The sequence below is a fragment of the Metabacillus sp. Hm71 genome, from assembly GCF_051842955.2.
GTDB lineage: Bacteria > Bacillota > Bacilli > Bacillales > Bacillaceae > Metabacillus.
Window position 1 is genome coordinate 5,292,503 of record NZ_CM200278.1, and the last position, 17,217, is coordinate 5,309,719.

At 38.7% G+C, this 17,217-nt stretch carries 15 protein-coding genes and 1 pseudogene; 2 read left to right on the plus strand and 14 right to left on the minus strand.

Annotated elements, in window-relative coordinates:
• Positions 1–10 precede the first annotated feature (10 nt).
• From ACSVDH_RS26025 to ACSVDH_RS26055, 7 genes are all read right to left on the minus strand, one after another.
• Positions 11–1,036, minus strand: coding sequence for a Gfo/Idh/MocA family oxidoreductase (locus ACSVDH_RS26025; RefSeq protein ID WP_439250357.1), 1,026 nt, complete (start codon positions 1,034–1,036; stop codon positions 11–13).
• 421 nt (positions 1,037–1,457) lie between these two features.
• Positions 1,458–2,591: a mannitol-1-phosphate 5-dehydrogenase gene (locus tag ACSVDH_RS26030; protein WP_439250358.1), complete on the minus strand. Its 1,134-nt coding sequence runs from the start codon at positions 2,589–2,591 to the stop codon at positions 1,458–1,460.
• Position 2,592: 1 nt separating this feature from the next.
• Positions 2,593–3,024: a PTS mannitol transporter subunit IIA gene (locus tag ACSVDH_RS26035; protein ID WP_299093651.1), complete on the minus strand. Its 432-nt coding sequence runs from the start codon at positions 3,022–3,024 to the stop codon at positions 2,593–2,595.
• Positions 3,025–3,027: 3 nt separating this feature from the next.
• Positions 3,028–5,133 (minus strand): BglG family transcription antiterminator, encoded by a 2,106-nt coding sequence (locus tag ACSVDH_RS26040; protein WP_439250359.1) that lies wholly within the window; start codon positions 5,131–5,133, stop codon positions 3,028–3,030.
• A 392-nt stretch (positions 5,134–5,525) separates the two neighbouring features.
• A complete protein-coding gene (locus ACSVDH_RS26045; protein WP_439250361.1) occupies positions 5,526–6,971 on the minus strand; it encodes a PTS mannitol transporter subunit IIBC in 1,446 nt (481 codons plus the stop codon).
• A 240-nt stretch (positions 6,972–7,211) separates the two neighbouring features.
• A complete protein-coding gene (locus tag ACSVDH_RS26050) occupies positions 7,212–8,669 on the minus strand; it encodes a DHA2 family efflux MFS transporter permease subunit (protein WP_439250362.1) in 1,458 nt (485 codons plus the stop codon).
• Positions 8,670–8,983: 314 nt separating this feature from the next.
• Positions 8,984–9,187, minus strand: coding sequence for a hypothetical protein (locus ACSVDH_RS26055; RefSeq protein ID WP_439250363.1), 204 nt, complete (start codon positions 9,185–9,187; stop codon positions 8,984–8,986).
• Between the two features lie 163 nt (positions 9,188–9,350).
• On the opposite strand from ACSVDH_RS26055, the gene ACSVDH_RS26060 reads away from it, so the two are divergent.
• On the plus strand, positions 9,351–9,944 hold the full coding sequence (locus tag ACSVDH_RS26060; RefSeq protein ID WP_439250365.1) for a nitroreductase family protein: 594 nt from the start codon (positions 9,351–9,353) through the stop codon (positions 9,942–9,944).
• Positions 9,945–10,408: 464 nt separating this feature from the next.
• On the opposite strand, the gene ACSVDH_RS26065 is transcribed toward ACSVDH_RS26060, so the two are convergent.
• From ACSVDH_RS26065 to ACSVDH_RS26095, 7 genes are all read right to left on the minus strand, one after another.
• Positions 10,409–11,017, minus strand: a complete 609-nt coding sequence (locus ACSVDH_RS26065) for a flavin reductase family protein (protein ID WP_439250366.1) — start codon at positions 11,015–11,017, stop codon at positions 10,409–10,411.
• A 5-nt stretch (positions 11,018–11,022) separates the two neighbouring features.
• Positions 11,023–11,976 (minus strand): ring-cleaving dioxygenase, encoded by a 954-nt coding sequence (locus tag ACSVDH_RS26070; RefSeq protein ID WP_439250367.1) that lies wholly within the window; start codon positions 11,974–11,976, stop codon positions 11,023–11,025.
• Positions 11,977–12,172: 196 nt separating this feature from the next.
• Positions 12,173–12,571, minus strand: coding sequence for a DoxX family protein (locus ACSVDH_RS26075; RefSeq protein WP_439250368.1), 399 nt, complete (start codon positions 12,569–12,571; stop codon positions 12,173–12,175).
• Between the two features lie 315 nt (positions 12,572–12,886).
• Positions 12,887–13,183 (minus strand): hypothetical protein, encoded by a 297-nt coding sequence (locus ACSVDH_RS26080; protein ID WP_439250369.1) that lies wholly within the window; start codon positions 13,181–13,183, stop codon positions 12,887–12,889.
• Between the two features lie 480 nt (positions 13,184–13,663).
• On the minus strand, positions 13,664–14,167 hold the full coding sequence (locus ACSVDH_RS26085) for a DinB family protein (RefSeq protein ID WP_439250370.1): 504 nt from the start codon (positions 14,165–14,167) through the stop codon (positions 13,664–13,666).
• Positions 14,168–14,639: 472 nt separating this feature from the next.
• Positions 14,640–15,806: an FAD-dependent monooxygenase gene (locus ACSVDH_RS26090; protein ID WP_439250371.1), complete on the minus strand. Its 1,167-nt coding sequence runs from the start codon at positions 15,804–15,806 to the stop codon at positions 14,640–14,642.
• 56 nt (positions 15,807–15,862) lie between these two features.
• On the minus strand, positions 15,863–16,714 hold the full coding sequence (locus ACSVDH_RS26095; protein ID WP_439250372.1) for an aldo/keto reductase: 852 nt from the start codon (positions 16,712–16,714) through the stop codon (positions 15,863–15,865).
• A 180-nt stretch (positions 16,715–16,894) separates the two neighbouring features.
• Between ACSVDH_RS26095 and ACSVDH_RS26100 the strand changes: the two are divergent.
• Positions 16,895–17,086: pseudogene (locus ACSVDH_RS26100) on the plus strand (MerR family transcriptional regulator); the annotation flags it as partial.
• Positions 17,087–17,217: the final 131 nt, after the last annotated feature.

Sequence of the window (17,217 nt, forward strand, 5' to 3'; positions counted from 1 at the left end):
TCTTATCGACTCAAACTACAGTTAAAATACCGTTTTCTACTTTTATCGGTCTATTCGTCTTATACGATTCTATACAAGCAAGTGCTATTAATAGTGCAGATCGAGCATCTTCTCCTGTTGCGTACGTCGGTTTATTATTTTTTACTGCATCTACAAAAGATTTCAATTCATCTACATAGGCATCAAAAAGCAAATCTTGATCGTAGCGACAAGTGTCATAACTCACTCCCTCTTTCGTGTATCTAGTCATACTTGATTCACGGATGCTTCCCATTTGCATCATTCCCTCAGAACCAAAGACTTCTCCACGCACATCATATCCATATACAGCTTGGAAACTTGCTTCCGCAGTAGCAATAGCTCCATTATCAAATTTAATCGTTACTACAGCTGTATCAAGTAAACCTTTGTCTTTAAAATCTGGACGGACAAGAGCATCCGCGACTGCAAATACTTCAATTGGTTTAGCGTTTGGATTTAAGTATAATAATGCATCGAAATCATGAATAAGTGTTTCCAAAAAGATCGTCCACTGTGGAATAGGTGTTGGATCACCCAAGCCTGGATCTCTTGTTATAGAACGCAATAATTGAGGGGTGCCAATTTTCCCAGTGACGATTTCATCGTGTGCGTTTCTGAACCCTTTTGCAAAACGACGGTTAAATCCAACTTGTAAAAGTACTTTCATTTCCTGAACAACTTGAAGAACTCTATCCGCTTCTTCTAAGGTTATGGCCATTGGCTTTTCACAAAAAATAGCTTTTCCGTTTTGTGCAGCAGCAATAACATTGTTTGCGTGTGTTCGTGCCGGTGAAGCAATAATAACTGCATCAATATTAGGATCCTTCATCATTTCAAGTGGCTCTGTATAAGCTTTTATATTTGTTCCTAGTTTATCTGCCAATCCTTCAGCTGCACCAGGAAAGGGATCTGCTATTGCATATAAATTAGCTTCGGGAATTCGTTTTGCTATACTTTCCCCGTGAAATGCCCCCATTCGACCAGCACCTAATAATCCAACATTTAATTGACTCAATCCAATCACTCCTCATCCTTTTAAGAAATACTTTTTTTACCATTTATAAATTTTGTACGAATAAATAAAGAATTATCATTTAAAATTTAACTAATTAAATGATTTTTAGGAAAGTGCTTTCCTAACTTAGGTTTGATTGTAACCCCTTCCAACCGATTCGTCAATCTCTTTTTTTGAAGAATAAAAAAATATTTTTCAAGTTGGTTACACCAACTTACTTGATACGTGTCACTTAACGCGAAATTTAGATTTTTTCTTCGAAATGGGGAATTTATCTTTAATATAAATACATTCTTTGAAACAATCCGATTTATCGATTTTCGCCAACAATCAACCCATATTGATTGATAACCGATATAATTAGTATTTTAGAAAAGATCCAAAAAAAATAATCCACCTATACGGTGGATCAATATTTTTACTATTGTTCAGCAACCTTCACAACTAACGGATGATCTGGTGCTAAGTCTGCGATTTCGCTAAATGCTGCGGCTGCTCCTTTTTCTTCAACCATTTCTTTAAGTGTCAGTGATTCCTGATCTTCCTCAGAAACAAATTTAAGGGCTGCTGCGATCACATTCACTAAATGCTGTGGCACTTGATCGAATTGCTTCATGTATTCAAGTGCTGGTGATACCAAACGATCTTTCGCGCCAAGCTTGCGAAGCGGGGCCCGGCCGACACGTTTCACGTCGTCAACGATATACGGGTTAGAAAAACGGCCGATTATTTTTTCAATGTATTTCTCGTGTTCACTTTGATCAAAACCATATTTGGCTATTAGAACCTTGCCCGTTTCTTCAAGTGTGCCTAACACGTTTTGCTTGATCGATTTATCACTGATGGCTTCAGCAATGGTTTCATACCCTGCTGCATTTCCAAGATAGGCGGTCGATGCGTGGCCTGTATTGACAGTAAATAGCTTTCGCTCTATATATGCCTGCAGATTGTCGACAAAAAGTGCTTCCTTCATTTCAGGCTTAGCCCCTTTCAGTGCAGTGGAGTCAATGACCCATTCGTGGAATGGCTCAACCAACACGTCAAGCGGTCTTTCATTTTGCTGATTCGGTACAATCCGGTCTACCGCTGAATTTGGAAAGCCTACATGCTCCTGTACCCATGCTGTTTCCTCTTCAGTTAATGCTTCAAGAACATATTTTTTCAGCTCGCTGCTTCCGCCAACCATGTTTTCACAAGCTATGATATTTACAGGCTGACTAGCTGCTTGCATTCGTTTTTTTAGCCCTTCAGCAATAAGTGGGGCAATAAAATTTAAAATATGCGGTCCTACCGCTGTTGTCACAAGGTCAGCTGTTGCAATAGCTTCAATCACAGCCTCTGGGTGTTGCTGGCTGTTAATCCCTGAAACCCCATTAACGTGAAACTCTTGTTTTTGTTCGTTAGCTAGAATGACGCGATATGCTTTTTCCTTATTGATTTCATTAATCAGCTCTGCATTAACATCAACAAAAGCTACATCATAGCCAGATTGATGCAGCAAAAGGCCGATGAAGCCTCTGCCGATATTTCCGGCTCCGAAATGCGTTGCTTTCACCTTAGTTCACCTCGCTAAGGAGCTGAAGAATTTCCTCTTTTGATCCAGCTTGGACTAATTTCTCAACATTTTCTTCCTCTGAGCAGACAATCGCGATTTTCGAAAGAATATCTAAGTGCTCATTGCCTTTACCCGCAATACCGATTAAGATTTTGACAATATTGCCGCCGCCAAAATCAACACCTTCTGGAGCTTGGATAACGGAAAGACCTGATTCCAGAACCGCTGCTTTTGCTTCTTCAGTACCGTGAGGAATCGCGATGAAGTTCCCCATATAAGTAGATGACATTTCTTCTCTTTGAAGCATCGCCTCAATATATTCTGCTTTTACATAGCCGCGGTCAACAAGGATTTGGCCTGTTGCTTTAATCGCTTCTGTTTTATTTGCTAATTTTTGATTTAATAGGATATTCGCTTCATTTAAAATACTCATCGTTTATACACTCCTTAATTGTTGAACAAAGTTTTTAAAATAATGTTGACTGATTGCTTGAATTAAGCTGCTTTTAGACGCTGTTTCAAACATTTCAATACTTGCTTGGGATTCAATAATGCTTGCACTAATAAAGCTCATAAGTTCAAGCTGATGCGGCGATGCCTGCTCTGGTGCAAGCAGTAATAACATCCGGCTGACGGTGATCATTTCGTTATCCATTGCTTTTAACATCATAGGTATTTTCAAATCAACCGTATGGAAGTTGGGCTGAGTGATCACCGCACTTCTTGTGTGGAACAGAGCGAGTTTTGTGCCGGGAATCGCTAAGCCGCCGATTTGCTCGCGTTGCAGCAATGCTTTAACTAGCTCAGCACGATTTGTAATAAGTCCTTTACTTAACAGTTTGTCACAAACAATATGCAGAATTTCCTCTGTCGTTGCTGATTCATCAATCTGAAAAGTTTCCATCTTCTCTAGTAAATCAACTAAAAGTTCTGATTGACCAATAAATGTTTTATACTGCTCAAAGCTTATATCTATTTCCGTATTATAGTCAGGCTGTGCATCTTGCTTCGCATTTGCTAAAATCAATCCCTTTTTATGAATATACTCTTTTATCAAATCCATCTCATTAGCGGTTAAAATCGGGCTGACTAGCAAATAATCTGCTGATATGTCTTCGATCGGGATTGTCGAGAGAATCATATCATAGTCATTAACGTCCATATCCTTGAGCTCAAAGGCTGAAACATTTTTAAGCTCGGCAATGTCCGGGAATTGATTTTTAATCTGTGTTGCCAGCATCTTCGAGGTTCCGATCCCGCTTGAGCAAATAATTAATGCCTTTAATTTCGTTCTTACCTGCTGCTCATTGATCGCGGCCCCGAAGTGCAAAACGAGATAACCGATTTCTTCTTCAGGTACAGACTTAAACGGAAACACAGCAGCTGCCGCTTCAGTAATAATCTGAAACAATTCTTTATAATCCCTTTTAATCTCAGCAAGAAGCGGATTTGTAATTTTCATCCCTTGCTTCAACCGATAAACGGCAGGCTGGAGATGGGCTAATAAGCCTTGAAACAAGGATGAATTGTGCGACAAGCTCATTCCCGAGAGTTGTTCAACCTGCTCGATTAACCGTCTGACCAAATAGGCAATTTCTACATTTTCATCCTCGATATCCACTTTACCTTCGAAGCGCAGCTTAGCTCCCCGCAAATGCATTGTGATATAACCGATCTCTTCTTCCGGTATCGCTATTTGAAAGGTTTCTTCAAGCATTTTCGCGATTTCTTCGGCAAAGTGAAATTCCTTTGAAGCCCTAAGCTGTGTTAAATATTCTGTTTTAATCGTAATGTTCTCACCGCGCTGGATCCGTTCCATTGCTAACGCAAGATGAACGACCAATCCGACATATGAGCTATCAGCTAAAGGATAGGGAAGCCGGGAATTCATTTGATTAATCAGATTCTCAATTATCAACAGCTTTTCTTTTTGCACAAGACCTAAAAGCCGCTCTGAGATCGAATCAATTTTATTGGATGATTTCCTTTCAATATTTTCCTTGACCATCTTTAAAAAGTCAGGCACATCAAACTGATTGGAAATCAGACTGCGAATCGCTCTGCGCTTTGCTTCCTCAGAGCCTATCAATTCAATTCCATAGCCTCTTCTTCTAATAAGCGTTAAGCCATATTCTTGGACAAACGGCTCCATTCGATCTAAATCATGACTGATGGTTGCGGTTGTTACACCTAAATCACTTGCCAAGGTTTGCAGCTTTATTGGCTCATGCTGATCTAATAGTGTGCAAAGAGCAATCATCATCCGCTCATCAGGTGTATATTCTTTGTAATCCAGCTTTTGAATCGCAATTCTCAGCTCATGTAAATCCTTCTCACTGCCAACGATTTTTATGCCAATGCCGGCTCGCTTTACAAGCTTTAGCTGAAAATCGTCTAGCAGCGGCTCGATATTTTTTAAATCGCGATGAATCGTACGTTCGCTGACATCAATGTGATCAGCGAGTTCTTTAATTGTCACTTCCTGGTTTGCCTCATCCAATAAAAATTGCAGAATAAGACGTTCCCTAGCCGAAACAATCATAATGATCAACTCGTTTCAAATGAGTTATTGACATACTTTAATTATAAGGGTGAGAGAATCTATGAATCAAAACAATGAAAACGCGTTTTTTTCAAAAGAGTTCCTGACATTTTTTAATTAATAGAATAAAAGCGTAAGCGCCTCGTTCAGCCTAGGGCAAATAAGACGATTTAGAATAGAAGGCGCTCTTTGCCTTCAATTCTAAACTGACTAAACCCTAGAGGGGCTAGGCGCTGGCAGTCAAAAACGCGACGTCCTGTCGCACTGACTGCACTTGCACATCCTGTGCTTCGGAGCTGGATGTCAAAGCGCCTAACCACAGTTCAAAAATTTAATAATTTTTGCTAAGCAACCAAAAAGGGATGCGTTTAAGCAGCATCCCCCTTTTCTGTTTATTTTAACTTATTTACGATCTCGTCATATTTCGGGCTGTTAAGGAAATTATCAACAGACACATGATGGGCATTTGGCAGCTTCGCTTTCGCCCGATCAGTTAAGTCCTTATGAGTAATTACGATATCAGCATCATTCGGGATGTTATTAATTGAAGTATTTGTTACCTCGACATCCTTTATGTCTGCTTTTTGAACTTTATTTCGAAGAATGGAAGCACCCATGGCACTTGAACCCATTCCTGCGTCACATGAAAAGATAACCTTTTTCACATTTTTAAAATCAAATTCCTCAACTGTTTTTGCCTCAGCAGTTTCTGGTGCTACTTCTGCTGTTAATGTACTGCTTACAGCGCTTTTCTTTCCTTTTAATGATTCCATTTTTTCAGTTGCAGCTGTGATATCCTCTTCTTTTTGCTTGCTTGTTTTTAGAATGAGGGAAGCAACTGCAAAAGAAACAGCCGCAGCGACAAGAACACCTAAAATCACACCGGTATAATTACCTTTTGGTGTCATTGCAAGTAAAGCAATGATACTTCCTGGTGATGGACTAGCAACAAGACCCGTATTGAAAACAGTAAAAGTAAACACACCGCTAATTCCACCGGCAATCGCAGCAAGGATCAGCATTGGCTTCATTAAGATATATGGGAAATAGATTTCATGAATACCACCTAAAAAGTGGATGATCACTGCTCCAGGCGCTGTTTGCTTTGCTGTTCCTCTTCCAAAGAACATATATGCTAATAAGATACCAAGACCCGGTCCTGGATTTGATTCTAATAAGAATAAAACAGACTTCCCTGCATTTGATGCCTGTTCAATTCCGATCGGACTTAAAATTCCGTGGTTGATAGCATTGTTCAAGAATAAAACCTTTGCTGGTTCAATGAAAATACTTGCAAGTGGAAGCAAGCCCGCGTTAAAAATCGCTTGAACCGCACCTGCTAATATTTTGTTTAATCCTTCGACAACAGGACCAATTCCTAGAAGTGCTGCTATTGTTAACAGTGCACCTAAAATACCTGCTGAAAAGTTATTGACAAGCATTTCAAAGCCTGATCTTACTTTATCCTTTAATAAACCATCAAGCTTTTTAATTAAATATCCGCCAAGCGGACCCATAATCATGGCACCTAAGAACATCGGGATTTCCGCACCAACGATAACCCCCATTGTCGCGGTTGCCCCAACGACACCACCGCGGACATCATAGATCATTTTTCCGCCTGTATAACCAATTAATAATGGCAATAAGTACTTAATCATTGGATCAACTAATGATGCCAATTGTTCATTCGGCGTCCAGCCTGTCGGAATGAATAATGCTGTAATAATACCCCATGCGATAAATGCACCTATATTTGGCATAATCATGCCGCTTAAATAACTTCCAAAGCGTTGAATCTTCACGCGAAAGTCAGATTTATTTTGTGTTTCTTCCATTTGAGTCACCCCTTTTTCTATCATGCCTTTATGATAAAACGGTTTCAGCTAAGAAACAATTTTAAGAAAATGCGATTTTGTCGAATCAAATGTTGACAGGATTAATTTTGGAAAGAAGTAGGGGTTTTATTCTTTAGTTATTTGGACTCAAGTTGAATCTTGCAACTTTTCGATTCATTCTAGCATTCGACTAATTTCGATAAAAAAAGAGTTAAAGCTCATCAGCTTTAACTCAATCGTTTAATGCTCAACTTTTACTCGTTTAATAAAGAATGCACAGACTAACGCGAGGACAGCAGCAATCAATGCAAAAATAAAGCCGTCCTGAATTCCCGCAGTGAGGGAAGGAGCGATATTACTCGGATCTGTTGGATCTTGTACGGTTGCTAAATAATCCTTCTGGCCAGCCGACATAATACTTACTGCAATCGCTGTTCCAATCGCACCAGCCACCTGCTGAAGTGTATTCATGATCGCCGTACCATCTGGATAATATTGCTTCGGCAATTGATTCAAGCCATTTGTTTGAGCTGGCATCATCACCATCGCAATCCCGATCATCAGGAAGATATGAAGCAATACAATTACAGCAATTGTTGATGTTGTTGTAACATTTGATAAAAACCAAAGGACAGCCGCTGTCATAATTAATCCCGGAATGACAAGCCACTTCGGACCGTATTGATCGAACAATCTTCCCATAACAGGCGACAATAACCCATTAATGACACCGCCTGGAAGAAGAGTAAGGCCAGCTACAAACGCAGTCAGCATCATGCCGCCTTGTAAATACAATGGTAAAAGAAGCATTGATGACAAAATGACCATCATACAAATAAAAATAAGGACTACGCCCAATGTGAACATTGGATAGCGAAAGGCGCGCAGATTAATCATCGGCTGCTCCATTTTTAATTGGCGCCAACAAAATAGAATCAATGCAACAATTCCCGCGATTAAAAAGCCGATCACTTTCAGACTGCTCCAGCCTTCAGTTCCCTCTCCAGCACTACTAAAGCCAAACACAACTCCGCCAAAACCGATTGTTGATAGCACAACAGAGAGCACATCAATTTTTGGCTTTGTCACTTCAGATACATTTTCCATATAAAGAATACCAGCCATTAAACCAATGCCTAAAAACGGCAGGGATAACCAAAAAATCCAGTGCCAAGATAAATTTTCAAGCACTAATCCGGAAAACGTCGGACCAACAGCTGGCGCAAACATGATGACCAGCCCGATCATTCCCATCGCTCCTCCACGCTTCTCTGGAGGAATGATCAACAAGATCGTGTTAAACATTAACGGAAGCAGCAATGCTGTACCCATCGCTTGAAAAACACGCGCTACCATTAACACCTCAAAGCTTGGCGCCACCGCAGCAATAAACGTGCCGATTATCGATAAAACTAACGAGGTGATAAACAGCTGCCTTGTCGTAAACCATTGCAGCAAAAGTCCTGAAACAGGAACCAAAATCCCTAATGTTAATAAGTATCCGGTTGTTAACCATTGAACAGTAGCTGCTGTCGTGTTAAACACGTCAATAAGCTGAGTTAACGCAATGTTTAAGGCAGTTTCACTAAATAAGCCAATAAACCCACTGATTAAAAATGCAGCCAAAATCGGAATAACCTTATACTCTTTATCCGCACTTTTCGGTGCAGATACGGTTGCACTTGCATTCACACACATTCTCCTCTCTTATTTCCCATGATCTATCTGTAAAAAATTGTTTTTCTATACTGACCGGTCAATTATATTTGTGATAGCGCTTCACTGTCAATTTATAAATCCCTTCAAATAAGAAAAGCGCAAGCGCCTTGCTCAGCCTAGGGCAAATAAGCCAAATTGGAATAGAAGGCGTTCTTTGCCTTCAATTCCAATTTGGCTAGACCCTAGAGGGGCTAGGCGCTGGAGCTAGACACTAAAACTAAGTTCAAATTTTATGGCTTTCTTTACTTATAAAAAAAGAGAAGTGAATCATTTTCACTCCTCTTATCTTTCACTTACTCAACATCTCTTACTCGGTAAAGAGCAAAATCATCTAAACTTCCCCATGCTCCTGCAGAAGCTTTTATGCTTGCTCCAATTGTGACGGTACCATCTAAGATTAAGATCTCGCCGATTTCAGGATGGCTCCAATTAACCCAGCCATTTACAGATGTATCTGTTTTATATTCTTTATCACTAGTAGAAGCATAAATAAACATGTAAGAGTCACCTGCATCACCGCCTTGAATAAGCGTAGAAAGCTTATAATATCCCGGTTCTAATCCACGACATAGAACAACGGCATCACACTTGTGTTAAAAATTTTTTATTTAAGGTAAATAATGTTAAAATAATACTATCTTAATTATGGAGGATTAAAAAATGGTGAATGCCGCAGATATACGTAAACCTGATTTCGAAATAGACGCTCAATTTTTAAATCGCTGGTCTCCTAGGTCTTTCTTGGAAAAAGAGGTACCTGAAGATGTCCTTTTCGGTGTTTTTGAAGCAGCACGTTGGGCTCCATCCGCTTCAAATCAGCAACCATGGCGTTTTATTATCGCACGCACGCAAGAAGACCGTGAAAAATTTCATTCCTTCATCATGCCGGGGAACCTTATATGGTGTAAAAAGGCCCCTGTATTAGCTGTCATCATCTCGAAAACAACCACTGAACGCGGATTTAACGCTTGGCATGCTTTTGATACAGGCACAGCTTGGGGATATCTTGCTTTAGAAGCACATCGCAAAGGTTTAGTCACCCATGCTATGGGAGGATTTGAAAAAGAAAAAGCTCGTGAAGTCTTAAACGTACCTGAAGATTATGACCTTCATGCTGTTATCGCTATTGGCTATCAAGGGGAAAAAGAGGTTCTTCCAGAGAATCTTCAGGACCGTGAACAGCCGAGCGACCGCCGCCCATTGAATGAATCTCTTTTTGAAGGTAGTTATATGAATGATACTTCAGACGAATAAATATTGCTAATGTAATAAGAAAAGCGCAAGGCGCCCGCCTATCGGCGACAAGCATAAGGCGAATAGGAATAGAAGGTGTTCTTTACCTTCAATTCCTATTTGACTAGACCCTAGAGCCGATGGCGCCTGGAGCTAGACACTAAAACTAAGATCAAATTTTATACTCTTCTTACCTTTGAACAAAAGCGAAGCGCCTTGATCAGCCTAGGGCAAATAAGACGCAAATGAATAGAAGACGTTCTTTGCCTTCAATTCATTTGTGGCTAGACCCTAGAGGGGCTAGGCGCTGGAGCTGGATGCGAAAAAACACACCTTATCATTGACTTGATGTGGTGTGTTTTTTCTAACCACCTATTAAACAATCCAATTCTTAATCTCTAAGCAAAGGTAAATTAATTTGATTACAATTGTAGATACCCTGTGCTGCGTACGTCTCCATACTTTTCATGCTTCTGTTTATAACATTAATTAGGTCTCTCTATGGAAAAAATCTCTCCTAATTTCGCATAGTTTGTACCCGCTAATCGGCTCACAGCTGCTAAGCCCTTTGGATCGATTCTTCCTTTTTCATAAAGGTTCTCTTCAATATGAAATTGAACAACTTTTCCAATCATAAGATCACAGCCAGGTGTATCCGAACCTCCCAATTCTAAAGAATGCTCTAAAGTACATTCCATTCGGATTTTTGCTTCTTTTACCCCTGGCACCGAAATTTTCTCGCTTTCAACTGGCGTTAATTTTGCTAACTCGATTTCACTTTGATCAGGAGGAAGACTAGCAGCTGTTTTATTTACTTTTTCAACATTTTGTTCATCAACGATATGAATCACAAATTCTTTTGAATTGATGATGTTTCTTGCTGTATCTTTCTGTCTTCCTCCTGACCGCTGAATGGATAAGGAAATCATCGGAGGATTTGAGGAAACGATATTAAAATAGCTAAATGGTGCCCCATTTAAAACTCCATCCTCTGAACGTGTTGTGACAAAGGCAATCGGTCTAGGGATGATGCTTCCGATTAGAAATTTATAATTTTCTCTTTCAGTATTTTTAGCAGGGTCAATAGATAGCAACGCAATCATTCCTTTACGTATTCATTTAATTCTCTAACCTCAAATGGCAGTAAACTTTGTTCAATCTGCCCTCTAAACTGTTCATACTGTTCAGGTAACATTAATTTTTCGCCCATCGTTGCTTCGGATTCATCATGGGCGAAACCTGGAGGATCTGTCGCAATTTCAAAGAGAATTTCCCCACGTTCTCTGAAGTAAATGGCATTAAAATAGTTTCGATCTTTCACAGGGGTTACCCCATAACCATTTTCTTCAATATATTTTTGCCATTCCAATTGGTCTTGATTATCCTTCGCTCGCCATGCAATATGGTGTACGGTTCCGACACCCATTGTTCCGCGTCCTATTGGGGTTAATTTTAAATCAATGATATTGCCAATATCCGCTAAAGAACGATATCGGGCAAAATCTCCTGCTTTGCCGATTAATTCTAGTCCCATGATGTTTTCTAACAATTCAGCGGTTTTTTCAGGCTGGGTTGATAATAAAGTAGCACCGCCAAAGCCTTTAATCGCTACCTCAGGCGTTACTCCTCCAAACGTCCATGGATTACCTTCCCCTACTTCTCTTTCAACAATCTCCAAGTGAAGCCCATGAGGATCATCAAATTCCAAATATCCTTCGCCAAAGCGCTCCATTTCAGTAAAAGGAATATGGAAGGATTCCAGTCTTTTTTTCCAGAACTCCATCGCTCCTTTTGGAACAACATAAGAGGTAACACCAACTTGACCGTCTCCTATCGTTCCTTGACGAGCTCCTGCCCATGGGAAAAATGTAATAATTGTTCCTGGCTTTCCTCCTTCATTACCAAAATAAAGATGGTATGTGCCTGGATCATCAAAATTAACCGTTTGTTTCACTAAACGCAGACCTAACACACCTGCATAAAAATCAACATTCTCTTGCGGATGTCCTACAATTGCCGTAATGTGGTGAATACCCATTGTTTTTTTGCTCATTTTTTTCACTCCTTTTAATTGAATTCTATATAAGTAACAAATAATCCTCGTGGTTTTCGCCTATTAATTGGTGAAAAGCTTTTTATCACCAAGTATCATAATGACTGCAAATGCACTTGATTCTATATATTGCCCATTTGCAGCCTCTCTTATCTTCAGTTTCACAGTTGGCAAATTGTCTCGATTTCAAGATAATTTAGAATAAAAAAGCATCTACACTGTACTGACCAGCACCTATTAAAGCGATTCCTATTGCAACCGCCAGCAAGGTTAAATTATATTCATATCCATTTGCTGTTGCCCATAATCCGTTTTGACCATGTACTTTCACAATTGCCATCACCATCGTTCCTGCAATGATAATTCCTGCAAGTGGAGTTAAGAATCCTAATGCAAACAATAGTCCTCCAATAAGTTCAGCCAAGCCTGCAAAAAGAGCCATCGTTACTCCTGGTTTCATACCAATTGATTCAAACCAGCCGCCAGTTCCTTTTAATCCATAACCGCCAAACCAGCCAAACAATTTTTGTGCACCGTGACCAATGAATATTACTCCAATAACAAGTCTAATAATTAATAATCCAATATTCAACATTTTCATTCCTCCTATTTGGTTTTATCTCGAATTCGAGATATACGTTTAATAAAAATGATTTATTATTTCAACTAAGCAAAGTACCTAACCCATCTTTACAACAAAGCTTCAACAGTCAACTTCTTAATGAACCACCTCCAAAATTGATTAAATCCAATAATCTCGATATAAAATATCTCGAATACGAGATAATAATATTACAATTATTCTTCATTGTCAATAATATTTCTTATCGTTTTTTATGAAAATTGGTTCTGTTCTACATCCAAACAGCTTAAAGGACTGTCTCAAAAGGAACTGTACCTTTTGAGACAGCTATTCGATGCCGTCTTTATAATTTTTCTCCCAATGCTTATCACCAAGATGTTCAATGTCTGCGGTTGTTTTTTCTAACTCTGAAAGGATGATTTTCTTTACTTCATTTATCGTTTCAAAGAACGTTCTTTCTTCAATTGGATCTGGCTTAATTTTTGCAGTAGAACTGATCCCCATCAATCTTCTGTGTTCTTCAATTAACTTATCAAACGCCTCAAATATATGCCGGGTTAATACAGCAATATCTTTGTGTCCTTCTGGAAGGTTGTTTCTCAATGCTTCAATTCGATTGAACATGTTCAAAAACCCCTCCTTTTCATATATAGCTTAATTTCACCTATTCTGTTTCAAACCATTCAGGTTTTCATTATGTTCTCTATATCGCTGGTAACAAGGAGGCGATTCAAAAAAATAACTAAAGCAGAAAAAACCCCCAATATCTTTTTTCCTAAATATTTAATCAGGAGCCTGAGTATGAGGCAAACCTTCCTAAAACAAAAAGCCATCCTATTAACTTGCTTCAGGATATGAAAATTTACAACTATGTAATTTTTCATAATCTTTCGGAATGGAACATGGTAATATTAATGTGTAATTTTCAACTTTTTTGATAATTCTCCGGAATGACTTGAAAAAATCATCAATTGTTCCACAATTATTCATAAACTTCCAGAAAAAATACTTCCCCATTTTTAGTACATATTAAATTAAATGTAAATATGTAGGATCATTTCCTTCCTGTTAAACAATCTCGCCCGAATGTGGAAGACTTCCTTATTATTTAGCGAATTCCTTTTCAGGCAACCCCAATATGTCTGTATTTTTAGGTATATGACCAAGTAGACGTAGCATTGCGACAATTTGCCCTTTATGATGTGATTCATGAGTAATTGAATGGATTAGTAATTGATGTGGCGTTTTTCTTATAAGCCCACTGCCTGCTCTCCAAGAAGGCTCTTTTTCGATAAACTCATCAAATTTGTTTTTGAATTGTTCAAATACACTCTCTACATATTCATCAGCTTGTTTAAAATAGCGTTTAATATCATCTACCTTCATATTATTAATTACTTCCTTCGTTAATAATGGAGATGATGTTTGTGTTAGCACAAAAGAACCTAGCCAAGCATGATAGCAACCTGCCACATGAACTAAAGAATCTCTAATGCTCTGAAAACCAAATTCAAACTCTTTAGTAAATTCATCTTCATTCAATTCTCTACACTGGTCTAATAAAATTTGACGTGTTTGTTTTACCCATTTATATTCTATCTTTTCCATAGCATCCTCCCACCCCTTAGATATAAAGGAAAATTTTTCTTTTTACTATACACCAATTTACATTATCATTACACCTAATTTGTTTTTTATTGAGCTACCCTAAAGGTTATTAACACGCCTTCAAAAACCCTTTCTACTTTAGCAAAATATTCATCATCCGTTATACGACAATCTGGCCCTTTGTTGTATAGAAAAAAATCCTGCAATACAGGATTTTTGATCAAACTTTGTTTAAAACGGTGCAACTTTATTTCAAAGCTGCAATTACACCGTCCGCAAATGGACGGTGTAAAAATAAAGCCGTTTAATTTTTGGTACAATTGCCGAATAAGAACTCATGGAAGTAACAATAAAGTCGTTTAAAAAAACAATCATTATGCCACAATCGCGCTTGATTGTTGAAGATCATTATTGAAGCCAGATAGTTTAAGTGTAATGCTTCACAAATTATCGTATGCTGTATACTCCACATTTATCGTCCAAATGATTGACTAAAAGATTGTCCAGATTGCACAATTTGACGTGCATTTTTTAGACGGAAAGACTCATATTCCAGAAGAGCCTCAGATGCTCCAGTTCCTTGTATCCCCTTTGCAACACATTCAGCTAAGGTAGAAGCATCTTGTAAGGAAGCATTAAATCCTGACGCAGTTAGTGGTGTAGGTAGATGTGCAGCATCTCCAACGATTGCTATACGTCCTTTCACTAGATTTTCAGGAACGTACTCAGCAATCGGTGTTCCGATAAGATTACGTGTTTGAATACTATGGAGGATTGCGTCCAACCAAGGTTGAGCCCATCTATCAGAAGCCTTTTCAGCTAGCTCAATCAATGTCTGTTCAGGGATGTCAGGTGCATGAAGCGAATATTGCACAACGTCTCCTTCAACACATCCAAGACGACGTAACAAATCATTTTGAGTGTTATCGTACCAAGCCCATCCCAGTCGTCGATCTCCTAGAGCTGTAGAACCGTCTGCTCCAGCAATAATGGAACCCAGTAAAAAGTCACCGATACCATCTGGCATAGTAAACTTCGGGGCATTGAGGCTAGGTCGGTGTTTTTCAGGTATGTCTTTCTCATCTACAATAGCTACCCATATCAAGTATCCCGCAAAAGTGGCGTTCGGTTTATGCGGTGAAACATAACGTCGCACAATACTACGGTGACCATCAGCACCAATCAAAATATCTCCGTGGAATGTTTCACCCTTATCCGTCACAACCCAAGCAGAGTTCTCATCCTGATTAACAATTTGAACACGCTTATCATAACGTAAGTCAATTCTGGAATCAGCTTCGGCTTCTGTGCGTAATCGAAACTGTATAGATGACCAAGCCTCAGCCGACCTAATTCCACCAGAAGCAAGTTTTCTCAAGAATTTAGCTGTTTTTGTTCGATCAATTTCCCCACTATCAACTTGAAGAACAGCACCACTACGTGGTTTCGCCCCAGCTCTCTCTAAAATAGTAACCTTCAGTCCAGCTCGTGAAAGAGCAATCCCTGTCATTAGTCCAGAAAGCGACGCACCAACTACAACTGCAGAGCAGTTAGCTTCTTTTATAAAAGTATCATTGATTGATTTGTTCCTGAAATTCTTTCTCATTGCTTTTTTCCCCCTTAATATTAATGTCTTCAAAAGGGAAAAACCGAATTTCCAAATTTGGAAATTCGGTTTTTCAGTGATAAATAACATTAAACATCAAATTTAACGTTACCAAGCCATCTTACAAATTCAGGATCTCTATGTGAAAAGAACACGCTCTCTTTCGTATCTAAAGTAGCAATAGTCTCCATATCTTCTTTACTTAATTCAAAGTCAAAGATATTAAAGTTTTCAATGATTCTTTCTTTATGAACTGACTTTGGAATCACGACTACTTCTCTTTGTATTAACCAGCGTAAAATCACTTGGGCAACAGATTTATTGTATTTTTCAGATATTGATGCTAATACTTCATTTTGGAACATGTTATTTTTTCCTTCGGCAAACGGACCCCAGGACATAATCTGAACATTGTTCTCTTTCATAAGGTTATGACTTTCTATTTGTTGGCAAAAAGGATGAGTTTCAACCTGGTTTACTGCTGGAACTACTTCATTATGATCAATCAAATCCACCAGACGGTCTGGATAGAAGTTGCTGACTCCAATCGCCCTAATCTTACCTTCACGATACAATTCCTCCATCGCACGCCAAGAACCATATACATCCCCAAATGGCTGATGGATTAAATACAAATCGATATAATCTACTTGTAATCGTTCCAGTGATTTTGCGAATCCTTTCTTGGCATTCTCATAACCTGCATCTTGTATCCAAAGTTTTGTCGTAATAAATATTTCTTCTCTTGGGACACCACTTCGCTTGATAGCTCTGCCTACTGCTACTTCATTCATATAAGCTGCTGCTGTGTCAATCAAGCGATAACCTGCCATAAGGGCATCATAAACTGCCTGTTCACATAGGTTTGGATCTTCAATTTGATATACACCAAAGCCAAGAATAGGCATCTCAACACCGTTGTTTAAAATTACTTTATGCATATATAATTCCTCCTGTATTTTAAATGTAATATTTTAAATTACTGATTTTATCCCATTTAGGCCTCTATGGTGATTTACAATTTCAGTAACTTGAACTATGATAATCCTATCACCTTCGAGCAACACGAAGGCAAGGGATTTTAAAAAGTTTTAATGAAAAATTTTTAGGAAGTGGTTAAAATGCGTACTGTGAAGGAAGTGTCCAAGCTACTTGATCTGACTGAACATACCGTTCGTTTCTATACGGATAAAGGATTAGTTCCAAGTGTACAGCGAGACAAAAACAATAATCGACTTTTTGATGAAGAATCAATCAGTTGGCTTATAGGTGTTAAATATCTAAAACAATGTGGTATGTCAGTGGAAGACATTAAATCCTATGTAGACCTGTGTTTGGAAGGACGTTCTACCATTCATGAACGCTATGATATCATTATGAAACAAAAAGCCATCGCTCTGACTCAGTTAGATGAGGCAAAACAAAGAGCTAAATATATGGAAGA